We start from the raw sequence: 16,398 nt of genomic DNA, 5'->3' as shown, positions 1-16,398 counted from the left end.
GGCAAGCCTCGCTCCTACAGAAAAGCGGTTCGCGGCAATTACAGAGAAACGGTCCGCGGGAATTACGGAACTACGGTCAGGAAAAAAAAGCCCGGGCAAGCGCGACCACGCTTCCCGGACCAAGGTTGCTACATGCTCTTTTGAACCCCGCGATCAGAACCGCGGCTTGACCGCTTTCCAATCCGGCTTGTACTTCTGCATCTGCTTCACGTCATCGCGCTGGCGAATGCCGCAGGTCAGGTACTGATCGTGCAGCTTGCCCAGTTGATCGTGATCCAGCTCCACGCCCAGCCCCGGGGCCCGGGTGATCTTCACGCAGCCATCGACGATCGGCAGCTTGCCGCCCTTGATCACCTCTTCGTCCGGTTCCTGCCACGGGTAGTGGGTGTCGCAGGCGTAATCGAGATTCGGCACCGACGCAGCGACGTGGGCCATGGCCATCAGGCTGATGCCCAGGTGCGAGTTGGAGTGCATCGACACGCCCAAGCCAAAGGTCTCGCACATTTTCGCCAGCGCCTGGGTGTCGCGCAGACCGCCCCAGTAGTGGTGGTCGGCAAGGACGATCTGCACGCTGTTCTGCGCCACGCTGCGGCGGAACTCGTCGAAATCGGTGACCACCATGTTAGTCGCCAGTGGCAGACCGGTACGTTTGTGCAGCTCGGCCATGCCGTCCAGGCCCGGTGTCGGGTCTTCGTAATATTGAAGGTCATCGCCCAGCAGTTCAGCCATGCGAATCGAGGTTTCCATGGACCAGTTGCCGTTCGGATCGATGCGCAGCGGATAGCCCGGGAACGCCTTTTTCAACGCCTTGATGCACGACACTTCATGCTCCGGCGGCAGCGTGCCGGCCTTGAGCTTGATGCTCTTGAAGCCGTACTCCTCGATCATCCGCCGCGCCTGGCCGACGATCTGCTCTTCGTTGAGCGCCTCGCCCCAGTTGTCCGGCTTGTAAGGCGAATTGACGTGCTGCGCATACTTGAAGAACAGATAGGCACTGAACGGAATCTCATCGCGAATCGCCCCGCCCAGCAGATCCACCAGCGGTACGTTCAACGAACGCGCCTGCAAATCCAGGAACGCCACTTCGAACGCCGAATAGGCGTTGCTTACTGCTTTACTGGCATGGGACCCGGGCGCCAGTTCCGCCCCGGCAATGCTCGCCGGTTTGTTCGCCGCTACGGTGGCCTGAACGATAGCGCGCAGCTGGTTGAGGTTGAACGGATCCAGGCCGATCAGCTTGCTTTGCAACTGCTGCTGGATCGCCAGCGCCGGAGCGTCGCCGTAACTTTCACCCAGGCCGATGTAGCCGTTGTCGCTCTCGATTTCGATGATCGAGCGCAGCGCGAAGGGTTCATGAATGCCGCTGGCGTTGAGCAAAGGCGGATCACGGAAGGCGATTGGGGTGACGGTGACTCGGGTGATTTTCAAGAGGCTGCTCCCGTTGGATCAGATTTCAGGGCTTGATGACTGAGGGGCTTTTTTTCCACACCGCTCACTGCGGTGCCGGCTGGCGAGGTGCGGGCGAAGAAGATCACGATGGCTGCCAGCAACGAGGTCGCCGCCAGGCCATACAGGCCGCCCTCGATGGAACCGGTGGTTTGTTCCAGGAAACCGAAGGTGGTCGGCGCAACGAAGCCGCCGAGGTTGCCGATGGAGTTGATCAGGGCGATCACCGCCGCCGCGATCCGCGCATCCAGATAGCCTTGCGGGATCGGCCAGAACAGCGCCGAGGCTGCCTTGAAGCCGATGGCCGCGAAACAGATGGCGACGAAGGCGAACACCGGGCCACCGGTGGTGGACATGAACATGCCGAACGATGCGATCACCAGAGTCACCGCCACCCACGCCTGCTGGTACTTCCATTTGCTGGCCATGGCGGCGAAGCCGTACATCGCGACGATGGAGATGATCCACGGGATCGAGTTGAACAGGCCGACCTGGAAGTCGCCGAGGTTGCCCATCTTCTTGATCATGCTTGGCAGCCAGAAAGTGGCGCCGTAGATGGTCAGGGCGATGGAGAAGTAGATGAAGCAGAACAGCGCGATCTGCCGGTCGGCCAGCAACTTGAACACCGATGGTTTGACCGTACGGCTGGCGTCGCGGGCCTGTTGCTCCAGCTCAATGGCCGTGGTCAGCGCAGTCTTTTCTTCCTCGCTGAGCCACTTCGCTTCCCGTGGATGGGATTGCAGCCAGAACCAGACGAACCCGCAGAGCACGATGGAGGCGAAGCCTTCGATCAGGAACATCCACTGCCAGCCGTGCAGGCTCAAACCGGTGACGTGCAACAGTGCACCGGACACGGGGCCGGAGATCACCGAGGCAATGGCTGAACCACTGAGGAAAATCGCCATGGCCTTGCCGCGATCCGCCGCCGGCAGCCACTGGGTGAAGTAATAGATGATGCCGGGAAAGAAACCCGCTTCGGCGGCGCCGAGGATAAAGCGCAGGACATAGAAGCTGGTTTCGCCTTGAACGAAGGCCATTGCCATCGCGGCAGCGCCCCAGGTGAACATGATGCGGGTCAGCCAGGCGCGGGCACCGTAGCGTTGCAGCAGCATGTTGGAGGGCACTTCGAAGATCGCGTAACCGACGAAGAACAGGCCGGCACCCAGGCCATAGGCGGCAGCCCCGATGCCCAGGTCGGTTTCCAAGTGGCTGCGCACGAAACCGATGTTGACCCGGTCGATGTAGTTGACGATGAACATGATCACGAACAGCGGCAGCACATGGCGCTTGACCTTGGCAGCAGCGCGGGCCAGCGCGTTCGGGTCGGGTGGACTCTGGAGGGTTTTCAAGGGGCGACTCCCGATCATTGTTTTTTTAGGGATTGCTTCGATCTGGGACGATGATGGACGCGTGCATTGATCCCGTCTAATCTAACTTGGCATTCGATTGATACCCGGATTAGATCAATGTTCGAGCTGACTCAACTACGCTGCTTCACCACCGTCGCCACGGAACTCAACTTCCGACGCGCCGCCGAACGCCTGAACATGACCCAGCCGCCGCTCAGCCGGCAGATTCAGTTGCTGGAGCATCACCTGGGGGTCGAGCTGTTTACCCGCAGCACCCGCAGCGTTGCGTTGACCGCCGCTGGCCGTGCCTTTTTCGTCGAAGCGCAGAACCTGCTGGAGCGCGCCCAGCAAGCAGCGGTGACCGCGCGGCGGTTTGCCGAGGGCGACATCGGCTCGGTCAATATCAGCTTCGTCGGCAGCGCGGTTTACGAGTTTTTGCCCAAGGTCATCGCCGAGGCGCGGCTGACCCAGCCCCACGTAAAAATCGATCTGACGGAAATGAACACCTACCAGCAACACGAAGCCCTGCGCGCCCGCCGCGTCGACCTGGGCATCGCTCGTGCGCCGTTGCTGGAGCCCGGTTACTCCACCGAATGCCTGGTGCGCGAGCCGTTCGTGCTGGCCGTGCCCAGCAGCCATCGGCTGGCCACGGCGGCCACGGTGTCGGTCCAGGACCTCGACGCCCAGCCCTTCCTGATGTACTCCCACGTCGCCTACCCGCCATTCAACGAACTGCTGACCGGCACCCTGCGCTCGGCCCGCGTCGCCCCCGACTACGTGCAATGGCTCGGCTCCTCCCTGACCATCCTTGCCCTGGTCAACGCCGCCATGGGCCTGGCCCTGGTCCCCCGCTGCGCGACCAGCGTGGTGTTCAAGAACGTAGTGTTTCGCGATATCGATCTGGGTGAAGGGGTGCAGAGCGAGCTGCACCTGATCTGGCGGGAGAACAACGACAACCCGGCGTTTGCGATGTTGCTGGAGGGGATTCGGCGGGCGGTGCGCGAAGGTTGGGGAATCTCAGCCTGAAGTTGTTCCCTGCGGTGGTGCACCCACTCTGAAATCCGCAATAAAAAAGTGCACCCACAAACCCTCCCTTCCCCCTCAACCCCCATCAAACCGCCCTTCCCCCATCCTGGCCCGCCCTTTGCAATTGCCCTGAAACGCAGTCAACGCAGATTGCACCTATACGACAAAGGCGCCGTGTAGCCCCCGTTTCGACGGAGGGCCGCATGGCGCCTTTTGCATTGGTGGTTGAGGGACGAACATGGCAGACAGAACCGTACGCAGCGTATGCCCCTATTGTGGCGTGGGGTGCGGCATCGTCATGCAGGTCGAGGGCAACCGGGTGGTCAAGGTGGTGGGCGACAAGAGCCACCCGACCAACTTCGGGCGCCTGTGCACAAAAGGCACCACCAGCGGTCAGGCGATTGCCGAGTCCGGCCGGATGGAAAACGCCTACCTGCGCCACGCCCGTGACCATGACCCGGTGCGCGTCGCCATGGACCAGGCCATCCGCGAAACCGCCAGCCGGCTGCGCGGCATTCTCGATGCCCACGGGCCCGATGCCCTGGCGTTCTACGTTTCCGGGCAGATGTCGCTGGAGGCGCAGTACCTGATCAACAAGCTGGCCAAGGGGTTCGTGCGCACCAACAACGTCGAGTCCAACTCGCGCCTGTGCATGGCAAGCGCCGGCAGCGGCTACAAACTGTCGCTGGGCTCCGACGGGCCGCCGGGTTCCTATCAGGACTTCGACAAGGCCGACCTGTTCTTCGTGACGGGCGCCAACATGGCCGACTGTCACCCGATCCTGTTCCTGCGCATGATGGACCGGGTCAAGGCCGGCGCCCGGCTGATCGTGGTCGATCCACGGCGCAGCGCCACCGCCGACAAGGCCGGGCTGTTCCTGCAAATCAAGCCCGGCACCGACCTGGCGCTGCTCAACGGCCTGCTGCACTTGCTGCTGAAGAACGGCCACACCAATCCGGACTTCATCGCCGCCTTCACCGAAGGCTGGGACGCGATGCCCGAGTTTCTCGACGACTATTCCCCGGACAAGGTCGCGCAGATCACCGGCCTTGCCGAAGCCGACATTCGCCAGGCGGCACAATGGATCGGCGAGGCCGCCGAGTGGATGAGCTGCTGGACCATGGGCCTGAACCAGAGCACCCACGGCACCTGGAACACCAACGCCCTGTGCAACCTGCACCTGGCCACCGGCGCGATCTGCCGCCCCGGCAGCGGGCCGTTTTCCCTGACCGGCCAACCCAATGCCATGGGCGGCCGGGAGATGGGCTACATGGGCCCGGGCCTGCCCGGCCAGCGTTCGGTGCTGGTCGAGGCCGATCGTGTATTCATCGAAGACCTGTGGAACATCCCCCACGACAGCCTGCCGCGCACCGTCGGCGGCGGCACCGTGGACATGTTCGAGCAAATGGCCGAGGGCCGGATCAAGGCCTGCTGGATCATCTGCACCAATCCGGTCGCCTCGGTGCCCAACCGCCGCAAAGTCATCGAAGGCCTGCAGGCCGCCGAACTGGTCATCACCCAGGACGCTTTCCTCGACACCGAGACCAACCGCTACGCCGACATCCTGTTGCCCGGCGCCCTGTGGGCCGAAGCTGAAGGCGTGATGATCAACGCCGAGCGCAACCTGACGCTGATGCAGCAAGCCGTCACCCCGCCCGGCGAAGCGCTGGCCGACTGGCAGATCATCGCCCGGGTGGCCTGCGAAATGGGCTTTGCCGACGCCTTCAGCTACAACGATGCCAGCGAAGTGTTCGAAGAGATCAAGCGCGCCTGGAACCCCAAGACCGGTTACGACATTCGCGGCGCCAGCCATGTGCGCCTGCGGGAAACACCGCTGCAATGGCCCTGCGCGGCAAACGATGGCGATGACCGCAATCCGATTCGCTACATCAACGACGGTGTCAGCCAGACGCTGAGGATCGACACCGAGGGGCGCAAGCCGGCCATCGTCTTTCCCACCGAAACCGGCAAGGCCAGCTTCCTCGCCCGTCCGCACCTGCCGCCGGCGGAAATGCCCGACGAGCACTACCCTTTCGTGCTCAACACCGGGCGCTTGCAGCATCAGTGGCACACCCTGACCAAGACCGGCAAGGTCGCGACCCTGAACAAGCTCAACCCTGGCCCGTTCGTGGAGATCCATCCGGACGATGCCGCCAGCTTCGGCATTCGCGACAAGGATCACGTCGAAATACGCTCGGTACGAGGCCGCGCCGTGCTGCCGGCGGTGGTGACCGACCGGGTGCGTCCGGGCAACTGTTTTGCGCCCTTCCACTGGAACGATGTGTTCGGGGAAAACCTGGCGATCAACGCCGTGACCCACGACGCGGTCGACCCGATTTCCCTGCAGCCCGAATTCAAGTTCTGCGCCGTCGCCCTGCAACGGGTCGAGCTGATCGAGCATCAGTTCCTCGACGTGCCGGCGCCTAAAGCCGAACCCCTTCCTGTTTGCTCTTTGCCTGAGGAACTCGCCATGTCGTCCATCGAGGCGTTTGCCGATATCGTCGGCATCAGTCACCTGCCCTCTCCTTCGCTGAATGACCACGAGCGGCTGTACCTGGCCGGCTTCGTCAGCGGCCTGCAATCCTCGGCGAGTCGGCAGGCCAGCGGCGTGCCTGTGTTGCCGCTCAATGCGCCCATGGCCACCGATACCCGGCTGTGGCTGGACGGTGTGCTGGGCGGTCTGTTCAGTCGGAGCGAGGCCAGTCCGGTTTTGAGCGAAAGCTGCGCAGTTCCTGTCAGCGCAACCGCCGTCACCCTGTTGTGGGCCTCGCAAACCGGCAATGCCGAAGCGCTGGCCGAGGGGTTTGCGGGGCGTTTGCGTGAGGCTGGCATCGCTGTGGAGCTGTGTGCGATGGCGGATTTCGTGCCGGAAAAACTGAGCAGCATCCAGACTCTGGCGGTGATCAGCAGCACCTTTGGCGACGGCGATGCGCCGGACAATGGCGAAGGTTTCTGGCACGCCCTGAGCAAATCCGAGAACCGCCTGGAATCCCTACGCTTTGCGGTATTGGCCTTGGGCGATCCCAACTACGACCAGTTCTGCCAGCACGGCAAAAAACTCGATCAGCGCCTGCATGAGCTGGGCGCCACTCGGTTGCTGGAGCGGGTCGATTGCGACACCGAATTCCAGGACCGGGCAGATCGGTGGCTGGTCGATCTACAAAAAGCGCTGCTGCCGCAGACAACCGTGACGGTCGCCAGCCCTGCAGCCGCACCGAGCAAGGCCAAACCCTTCGCCTCGCGCCTGCTGACCAACCTGCACCTGAACCAGCAGAGCAGCAACAAGGAAACCCGCATGTTTGCCCTGGATCTGGCGGACTCCGGGTTGCAGTACGAGGCCGGCGATGCACTGGGCGTGGTGCCGCGCAACTGTGCGGAACTGGTGGGTGAAATGCTGCAGCTGACCGGTTTGGGCGCGGATACTTTGGTCAAGGTCGACAAGGTCGGTGAACTGCCTTTGCATCAGGCCCTGACCGAGCACTTCGAAATCGCTCGGCCGAGCAGCGAAACCCTGGCCTTTATCGCCGAACGCAGCCGCAATCCGGAGCTGAAGCAGCTGCTGGGCAGCGAGCGCAAGGCGCAATTGAAGGACTGGCTGTGGGGTCGGCAACTGGCGGATGTGTTGCAGGAGTTCCCGGTCGATTGCTCGGCCAGCGAACTGCTGGGCACCCTCAAACGCCTGCAACCGCGGCTGTATTCCATCGCCTCCAGCCCCAAGGCGCACCCGCAACAAGTGCACCTCACCGTGGCGGCGGTACGTTATGGAAAACGCAAAGGCGTGTCCTCGACCTTCCTCGCCGACCGCGCGGAAAACGCCGACGTGCCGGTGTTCGTGCAGCCATCCAAGCACTTTCGCACGCCGGCCGACGGCAATGTGCCCATGATCATGATCGGCCCAGGCACCGGCGTTGCGCCGTTTCGCGGCTTCCTGCAGGAGCGTCGCGCTCGGGGTGATCAGGGCAAGAACTGGCTGTTCTTCGGCGAACAACACGCCGCCAGCGATTTCTACTACCGCGACGAACTGCTGGACCTGCAACGCGACGGCCTGCTGACCGAACTGAGCCTGGCCTTTTCCCGCGACCAGGCGCAGAAAATCTACGTCCAGGACCGCATCATCGAACAAGGCGCCGAACTGTGGCGCTGGCTACAGCAAGGCGCGCAACTCTACATCTGCGGCGACGCCACCCACATGGCCAAAGACGTCGACCAGGCCCTGCGCCGAGTGGCCCAGGACCATGGCGGGTTGTGCACGGAAGGCGCCGCGGATTACTGGCGGCAGTTGAGCGAGCAGAAGCGGTATCTGCGGGATGTCTACTGACACCTGAACCTGTGGGAGCTTGCTCGCGATGCAAGCCCGGACACCGCGGGGCATCAGGCAGCATGCGTCATCGTTGCCCCCCATCGCGAGCAGGCTCGCTCCCACAGGAAGTTGGCCTCTTACTTGAAGCAGAACTCATAGAGACAGGTCTGGAACCCATACTTGAGGTCGAACTTGCCATCGAGCACGTTGTTCTCCTTCGCGTACTGGTCCCATGCGACCAGCATTTCCTTCATCTTTACCGGCTCGGTGCGGGACAGGTCGCGGCTTTCGGTGGGGTCGTTCTTGAGGTTGTACAGCTGCCAGTCAGCGTTGCCGTAAGGCGGGTTGACGAAGGTGATTTTCCAATCGCCCTTGCGCAGTGCCTTGCGCCCGAACAACTCCCAGCCGATCTGACGCTGGGCCATCGCCTGACCTTCCAGCAACGGCCGCATGCTCTTGCCGCTGATGGTCTGCACCGGACGGCCATGAAAGGTCTTGCCCAGTGCAGGCACACCGGCCAGGTCCAGCAAGGTCGGCATCAGGTCCATCACATGGACCACGTCACTATTGAGCGTTCCTTGCAGGTGGGCCTTCTTCAGCATTTTTGCGCTGATGATCGCCGGCGCACGAATGCCGCCCTCGTTGGTGAAACCTTTGAAGAGCGGGTACGGGGTAGAACTGACCTGAGCCCACTGTGCGCCATAGTCGGCATAGGAGCCTTTGTGACCGAGGTTCTTCAGGCTGTTATCGAAGTCGCTGGCGAGCCACTCCTTGTTGCCCGGCAGGTCGATCGGGCTATTGCCATCGGCACCGTTGTCGGAGATGAAGACAATGAAGGTGTTATCCAGCTTTCCGGTTTTCTCCAGGTACTGCAGCAGACGACCGATGTGGTAGTCCATGTTGGACACCATCGCCGCATAGATTTCCATGTTGCGTGATTCACGCTGGCGCTGCTCATCGCTCAACTGGTCCCAGTTCGGAAGACCCTTGGCCATTGGCGTGTTGGGGGTGGTATCCGTCGCGACGATACCGAGCTGTTTCTGACGTTCCAGACGCGCCTGACGGATCGGCTCATAGCCTGCGTCATAACGCCCCTTGTATTTATCCAGCCAGTCATCCGGTGCATGCAATGGCCAATGAGGTGCGGTGTAGGACAAGACGGCCATGAAGGGCTTGCCATCGGCTTTGTCGGCGTCGATGTAATCAATCAACCGATCCGTGTAGAACTCGCTGGAGTAGAAGCCCTTGGGCACTTCCACCTGTTTACCGTCTTCGCGATAAATCGCTTTAGGGTCCTTGGCGATGATCGCATGCTGGTCATCAAAGTGGCTGGCGCCGCCCTGCACCAGAATGAAGGAACGGTCAAAACCACGGGCCTTCGGGCTGGTTTCTTCGGTGCGACCCAAGTGCCACTTACCGGTGGTGTAGGTGTTGTAGCCCGCGTCCTGCAGTACCTGCCCGACCGTGACCATGCGCTCGTTCAAGTAACCCTCATAACCAGGCTTGCCTTGCTGGAACGGCTGAAGCAGCTCGCCCATGTTGCCCAGGCCAGCCACGTGGCTGTCGGCACCGGAAAGCATCATCGCCCGGGTCGGCGAACAGGTGGGCGCCGTATGGAAGTTGCTCAGGCGTACACCCTCCTGGGCAAGCGAGTCGATATTCGGGGTGCTGATTTCACCACCGAAGCTGCCCAGGTCGCTGTAGCCCAGATCATCGGCAACGATGATCAGGAAGTTCGGGCGCTCATCCGCGGCCATCGCTGCCTGGCTGCACACGGCAACTATCAGGGCAAGCAAGAGATTGGTCATCCGGCTCATTGGGTGGTTTTCTCCGTTGTTATTATTGGCTGAGCCGGCAGTATGCAAAGGCCCGGGCGCGAGCCGATAACGCAGTTGCGCAAGCGCTTATTCACCTGCGCCGTTTTTTACCCGGGCAACTGGGGAAGTGGTTGAGCGTGATTCATCATGGGCTGAATTCAGGAGGTGCTGACTTGGCCGGACGCATGGTAGTAGCCGGTCCTGGACATGCAGTACAAGATATCGAACTCGCACGCTTGCGCCTGCCTGCACACACGGGCCGGCCACCCGACCGATCACCCCGGACAAAACAAGAAAAAAGGTTACGGTGATGAACACGACCTCAATCAACGGCCTCTCTCCTCCCAGGAACATTCCTTTTGCAGCGGAGCCCGTACTGCGCTCGCGCAACATCGAAGATGCCGAGGCGCTGCTCAACAACCATCTGGAAGAACGTCGGATCAGCCTCGGCGGACGGGGGACCCTGGACATCGATTTCACCCTGCAGTCCTTGCCGCAGATGAAGTTGTTCGGCGCGCAGTGGGGCCGCGAAGTGCGCGTGAGCTCAAGTCCCTTGAACAGCTGGCACGGGATTCTGCCCCTGCAAGGTACGATCAGCAGTCGTCCCGATGGGCTGCAGGCGAATGCGGGTGAGTTGCTGGTGTTCAGCCCCGGGCATGAGGTGGATGTCACCTGGCATGAGGGCGTCAAGGCGATCGTCATTGCGCTGGATGCCGGGTTGCTGCTCGATCACTTGGAACGCCACCATCAGACCCACGCGCTTCAGTGCCCGACCGGGACACTGTTGTTCGACAGAGATCATCGCGCCTTGCAGAGCCTGGGCAGCCTGCTGCGTCTGGTAGACAGCGAAACCGGCAACGCCTCGGGTTTGCTGGCAAACCCCACCAGCCAGTCCCATGTACAACACCTGTTTTGCGAGAACCTGCTGCAATTGATCCCCAGCTTGCACGCCGAGCCGCAACGTCGCCTGTTGCCGGGCACGGTGAAACGGGTGATCGATTACATCCATGCCCATCTCGACCAGCCGCTGGACATCGCGCAACTGGTCAACATCAGCGGGACGAGTCGGCGCAGCCTGGAACAGGCGTTTCGCAACGGCCTGGGGACCAGCCCGCAGCGCTACATCCAGAGCTGCCGGCTGCTGGCGATACGCAAGGTATTACAGAAGCATCAACCCGGAGATCTGCAGCTATCGGCCTTGGCATTTCACTGGGGCTTTGCGCAACCCAGCCACTTCACCGCCGCCTACAAGCAGGCTTTCGGTGAGTTGCCATCGCAAACGCTGGCCAGGCCTTGCTGAGTTTTTCATCGACGGCTTCCATGCCTGCTCATGACGAGCAGGTCGCTCCACTCGGAGCGACCGACATCCCGATCTACCAGAACTTCCAGGTGTAAGTGGTCATCACCCGGTTTTCGTCATAGTCGTTGCCATGCTTGAACTGGGCATTGATGTTGCGCCACTCCATTCCCACGCCCTTCAATGGCCCACTCTGAATCACATACGCCAGGAACAGATCGCGCTCGCTTTCAGCGCTGTCGCTCAGATCACCGCCGCGATCAATGCCCGTGCCGCGTATGTAACGGGTGGTCAGGGTCAGTCCGGGCGTCCCCATGGCCGCGAAGTCGTAGTCGTAACGCGCCTGCCAGGAACTTTCGTTGGGCTTGATGAAGGCCACGGCCGACCAGTTCACCAGATAAGGTTGCGGCGCGAAGCCATTCAGGGTCGGGAAGGTGCTGTCACCCAGCATGCGTTGATAACCCACGCCAAAACCATGCCCGCCCTTTTTCAAGGTGGTCATGACACCGTAGGAGCGGTTGTCGATGTTGCCGTACAGCGCGTCCCCCGCTTCCTTATTGTTGAAGTAGCGCAGATCGGTCTTCAGGCGGTAGCCGCCGCCCAGGTCCGAATTGAGTGTCAGGCCCAGGTAATGCTGCCGGTAAATATCCTCCAGTTGCCCGTAGAAGTAGCTGGCCGAAAGGTTGGGACCGAAGGCGTAGGTGGCGCCAGCGAAGTCCAGGCCATCGCTGGGGTAGCGCGGCCCGCCGGGTCTGGTGAACAGGTACATTTTTTCGCTGTTGGAGGATTCGCGGGTGCTGATCTCGGTGAACCGCCCGCCCGTCAGGGTCAGGTCATCTATCTCGTTGGACTTGATCACGGCACCGTGGAAGGTGGTCACCAACTGCCGGGAATCGTCCTGAAAGGCGACCGGCAGCGTCGGTCGATGTTCACCGATTTTCAGCTCGGTCTTCGACCAGCGAACCTTGGCGGTCAGCGCCGCCCGGCCGTATTCCGTGGCCTGCTCCTGTTTGCTTTGGCTGTAGGGCAAGACGCTGTCCGGGCCACGACCGCCGCCACCGTCAAGGCGATAGGCGTATTGCGCGGCCGCATCGAGACCGAATTCCAACGGCCCCTGGGTATAACCGGAGGTAAAGCGCAGATCGAAACCCTGGCTCCAACTGCCATCACGCGAGGTTCTCGGGTTATCGCCCTTGAAGTCGCGGTCGACATAAAAGTTGCGCAATCCAAGATTCAACTGGCTGTCTTCGACAAAGTCGGCTTGCGCAGCCAACGGCATCATCACCCCGATCAGCCCCATGGCCTTCAGGTGTTTCGCAGCACAATACGCAGGACGCGGCACAGCCGTGTACATCGGGTTCATGGATACCTCTACACATTTTTATTGTTGTTGTAGAGGTTCAGTATCCGCAGCCCGCCCGCAGGCCGTTATCGTCTGCGCGTGATCACTAGCGGCGCAGCGCAGGTATTACAGGTCGGACGGCGTTAACTGCCCTTGAGGCGATAACTGACTTGCGCGCGGCTCATGCCGAGCATCTGCGCGGCCGCCGTGATGTTGCCACCGGAGCGCTCCATGGCCAGGCGCACCAGGTGCAGTTCGATGTCTGCCAGGGGTGTGTTCAGCACTCGCTGACTCCCGGAAACGAAGGCCTGCAAGCTTTCCAGCATCGGCTCGTGAATGGCTTTTGCACCGCTGTCCTCCGCGATTGAGGACGCGGGTGGCCGCACGTTTTCGGTCACTTCATCACATCGCTCGACAGCCGACAGGCGCCCCTCAGGAGTCAGGCCGATCGCGGTGTCCATCAATGGCGCGCCGACTTCGGCCAGATGCACGATGTCGATGACCTCGCCATCACCGGCACTGATCACGCCGCGCTCGATCAGGTTTTGCAGTTCACGAATATTGCCGGGAAACCGATACGTGAGCAGCGCGTTAACCAGCCTCGTACTGAAGCCCGCCAACCGACGTCCGTGACGCTGGCTGAAATGGCGCAGAAAGTAGCTCATCAGCAACGGGATATCTTCGCGACGCTCGCGCAACGGCGGCAGATGAATAGGGAACACATTGAGTCGGTAGAACAGGTCTTCACGGAAGCGCCCCGCCTCGACTTCACGACGCAGATCCAGGTTGGTCGCGGCGATGACCCGTACATCCACCCGAATCGGCACGGTGCCGCCGACGCGCTCGATTTCGCCTTCCTGCAACGCGCGCAGAATCTTGCTCTGGGCACTGAGGCTCAAGGTCGCAATTTCGTCGAGGAACAACGTCCCGCCATGGGCCCGCTCGAAACGACCGGGACGCGAACGATCGGCCCCGGTAAAGGCGCCGCGCTCGACTCCGAACAGTTCGGCCTCCACGAGGTTCTCCGGCAAGGTCGCGCAGTTGAGTGCCACAAGCGGCAAATGCTGCCGGGAACTGGCCTGGTGCAGCGAGCGGGCGAATAGCTCCTTGCCGACACCCGATTCCCCGGTCAACAACACCGTCGCCTGGGTGGGCGCGACCCGTTGCAGTAATTGCGTGGCCACCACGAACGCCGCCGAAATGCCCACCAGCGGTTTGCTGTCGTCGGGCTCTTCAAGCTCGGCAACACGGGTCTCGGTACCCGAGGCATAGGTGCTGCGACTGAGGAAGTCACCGGGATCCAGATAAGCCAGGTCGACATCGATGTCGTCCCACTGATCGGCCGGTTTGCCAACGATGCGGCAGGCCGGATGGCCCATCGATCGGCACTCAAGCTCACGAAACACGACCAGCCTCCCCAGCAGGGACGAGGCGTAACCGCTGGCGTAACCGATTTCCATCCAGCAAGCCGGCTCGCCGCCCAGCCCATAGGCGGCAATGTGTTCGTCGTCTTCCAGTGAGTTGTGCCAGAGGAATTCGGAATAGAAATCACCGACGCCGGAATCGATCTCGAAGCGCACCACCTCGACATTGACCATGCCTTCGAGCATGTGCAGCCGCGGTCCGGCGCTATACAGGCTGGCGTCATCACCGTCTGGCCACTGTTCGCTGACTTGCGCGGCGTCACGGGCACCGGCCTGCCAGCCAATGCGCGTGAGCAGGCCACGTGCCTTGTCGAACCCCAATGCCTCGATCAGCTCGCGGCGGATAGCCCCGAACGCAGAGCCTTGCATCAGCATCATGCGCTGGCCGCACAGCCAGATGCTGCCGTCCTGCGGAGCGAACGCCACGGTCTGTGCCAGTTGCTCGGCCGAGGGCAGGCCGCTGGTTCCGAACTGACTGGCGCGGTCGACGATCAGGCGCTTGTGCCGGCCAAGCATCTGCTTGAGGAAGTCTTCGTCGGCGGGACGGCCGGTCTTGGTAGACGGAGTTCGAGTCATGGAAAGTCAACGCGAGGCAGTCAGGTGGCCGATGAGTATGCCCCGCCGCCCTGTGGGGTCAATCCACCGAGTATCGCTGCGGCCGGTTATATGTCCGATAACCGCACAAGTTCTGCTTCCCTTCAAATGGAGTGTCGAGCTTTCAACAAGCGGCGAATTCTCTGCATAAATTTCTGCAAAACGGCCTTCCAGTCAGCGCCCACGGCACGCCTCGCGCAAACCCAAACAAACGTATCCAACTGTTTTAAAAGGAAATTAATCCGATAAATCGACATGGCACGATAAGTGTTAACGGGCACCTGCGCACTTTAATAAAAAGAGAGGTGACCTCGACATGACAACTCCACACGCCATTCGCCCTGCCTATCAGAGCCTTGAAATGCAGCCACTCGCCGGTCAATGGCGAGCCGGCAGTGCCGATCGGCCGCTTGATGTGTTTGACCCCTTTACCCAGACGCGTTTGCTGCAAATCACCCTGGCCAATCGCGAAGACCTTGACGCCGCCTACCGCAAGGCACGCGAAACTCAAGAAGTTTGGGCAACCAAAGGACCGGCCGAACGTGGCCAGGTGCTGCTTAACGCGGTGAAAATCTTCGACGAACGCCGTGAAGAAATCATCGACTGGATCATCCGCGAGTCCGGCAGCACGCGCATCAAGGCGCAGATCGAATGGGGCGCCGCCCGCGCCATTACCCTGGAGTCCGCCAGCCTGCCTGGCCGTGTTCATGGGCGCATTCTTGCCTCCAATATCCCTGGCAAGGAAAGCCGCGTGTATCGCAAGCCTTTGGGCGTCATCGGTGTGATCAGCCCGTGGAACTTCCCGTTCCACCTGACCGCCCGCTCACTGGCACCGGCCTTGGCGCTGGGCAATGCCGTGGTAGTCAAGCCGGCCAGCGACACCCCGGTCACCGGCGGCCTTTTGCTGGCGCGAATTTTCGAGGAAGCCGGGTTGCCGGCCGGCGTGCTCAGCGTGGTGGTCGGCTCCGGCGCGGAGATCGGCGACGCCTTCGTCGAACACCCGGTCCCGGCGTTCATTTCCTTCACCGGTTCGACTCAGGTCGGACGCAACATCGGCCGTATCGCCAGCAGCGGCGAATACCTCAAGCACGTTGCCCTGGAGCTGGGTGGCAATAGTCCGTTCGTGGTCCTGGCCGATGCCGATGTCGAGCAGGCCGTCAGTGCCGCCGTGGTGGGCAAGTTCCTCCACCAGGGGCAAATCTGCATGGCGATCAACCGCATCATCGTCGAAGCGCCGCTGCTGGAAACGTTCACCCGGCGATTCGTCGAACGCGTCAAGGCACTGCCCTGTGGCGACCCGAACAAAGCGGACACCGTGGTGGGTCCGGTGATCAACCAAAAGCAACTGGCCGGACTTCAGGAGAAGATCGCCACCGCCCAGGCCGAAGGCGCAACGCTGTTGGTTGGCGGGCAAGCCCAAGGCAACGTTCTGCCGCCGCATGTGTTCGGCCACGTCACCGCCGACATGGACATCGCCCGGGAAGAAATCTTCGGTCCGCTGGTGGGCATTCAGTGCGCCCGTGACGCCGAGCATGCCCTCGAACTGGCCAACAGCAGTGAATACGGACTCTCAAGCGCGGTGTTCACCTCCAGCCTGGAGCGTGGCGTGCAGTTCGCCCAACGCATCCACGCTGGCATGACCCACGTCAACGATATCCCGGTCAATGACGAACCCAACGCACCGTTCGGTGGTGAAAAGAATTCGGGCCTGGGTCGCTTCAACGGCGACTGGGCGATCGAGGAGTTCACCACCGACCACTGGATCACCTTGCAGCACGCTCCAAGAGCGTATCCGTTCTGAGC

The 16,398-nt window shown here is 61.7% G+C and carries 9 protein-coding genes; 4 read left to right on the top strand and 5 right to left on the bottom strand.

From position 1 onward, the window contains the following. Positions 1-153: 153 nt before the first annotated feature. Together K9857_RS00680 and K9857_RS00675 are read right to left on the bottom strand one after the other, a co-directional pair. Positions 154-1,428 (bottom strand): glucarate dehydratase family protein, encoded by a 1,275-nt coding sequence (locus K9857_RS00680; RefSeq protein ID WP_224532978.1) that lies wholly within the window; start codon positions 1,426-1,428, stop codon positions 154-156. After that, positions 1,425-2,795, bottom strand: a complete 1,371-nt coding sequence (locus K9857_RS00675) for an MFS transporter (RefSeq protein ID WP_224532977.1) — start codon at positions 2,793-2,795, stop codon at positions 1,425-1,427. Before K9857_RS00675 ends, K9857_RS00680 begins: the two co-directional genes overlap by 4 nt. Before the next feature lie 117 nt (positions 2,796-2,912). Between K9857_RS00675 and K9857_RS00670 the strand changes: the two genes are divergently transcribed. Both K9857_RS00670 and K9857_RS00665 read left to right on the top strand, forming a co-directional pair. After that, on the top strand, positions 2,913-3,821 hold the full coding sequence (locus tag K9857_RS00670; protein ID WP_224532976.1) for a LysR family transcriptional regulator: 909 nt from the start codon (positions 2,913-2,915) through the stop codon (positions 3,819-3,821). A gap of 238 nt (positions 3,822-4,059) precedes the next feature. Beyond that, positions 4,060-8,139 carry a bifunctional nitrate reductase/sulfite reductase flavoprotein subunit alpha gene (locus tag K9857_RS00665; RefSeq protein ID WP_224532975.1) on the top strand — a complete coding sequence of 1,360 codons (4,080 nt, stop codon included), beginning with the start codon at positions 4,060-4,062 and terminating at the stop codon, positions 8,137-8,139. Between the two features lie 119 nt (positions 8,140-8,258). Here K9857_RS00665 and K9857_RS00660 read toward each other — a convergent pair whose 3' ends face one another. Next, complete coding sequence (locus K9857_RS00660) at positions 8,259-9,938, bottom strand: arylsulfatase (protein ID WP_263487664.1); 1,680 nt, start codon at positions 9,936-9,938, stop codon at positions 8,259-8,261. A 310-nt stretch (positions 9,939-10,248) separates the two neighbouring features. Here K9857_RS00660 and K9857_RS00655 point away from each other — a divergent pair, with 310 nt between their 5' ends. Next, a complete protein-coding gene (locus K9857_RS00655) occupies positions 10,249-11,238 on the top strand; it encodes a helix-turn-helix transcriptional regulator (RefSeq protein WP_224532973.1) in 990 nt (329 codons plus the stop codon). 73 nt (positions 11,239-11,311) lie between these two features. Here the strand turns inward: K9857_RS00655 and K9857_RS00650 are convergent, their stop codons facing one another. Continuing rightward, positions 11,312-12,535, bottom strand: a complete 1,224-nt coding sequence (locus K9857_RS00650) for an OprD family porin (RefSeq protein WP_411961532.1) — start codon at positions 12,533-12,535, stop codon at positions 11,312-11,314. Between the two features lie 185 nt (positions 12,536-12,720). After that, positions 12,721-14,577: a sigma-54-dependent Fis family transcriptional regulator gene (locus K9857_RS00645; RefSeq protein ID WP_224532972.1), complete on the bottom strand. Its 1,857-nt coding sequence runs from the start codon at positions 14,575-14,577 to the stop codon at positions 12,721-12,723. Between the two features lie 334 nt (positions 14,578-14,911). Here K9857_RS00645 and pchA point away from each other — a divergent pair, with 334 nt between their 5' ends. Next, positions 14,912-16,396 carry a 4-hydroxybenzaldehyde dehydrogenase gene (gene pchA, locus K9857_RS00640; protein ID WP_224532971.1) on the top strand — a complete coding sequence of 495 codons (1,485 nt, stop codon included), beginning with the start codon at positions 14,912-14,914 and terminating at the stop codon, positions 16,394-16,396. Positions 16,397-16,398: the final 2 nt, after the last annotated feature.

Source organism: Pseudomonas sp. REP124 (genome assembly GCF_020164475.1).
Lineage (GTDB): Bacteria > Pseudomonadota > Gammaproteobacteria > Pseudomonadales > Pseudomonadaceae > Aquipseudomonas.
This window is presented reverse-complemented; position numbering and strand designations above follow the sequence as displayed.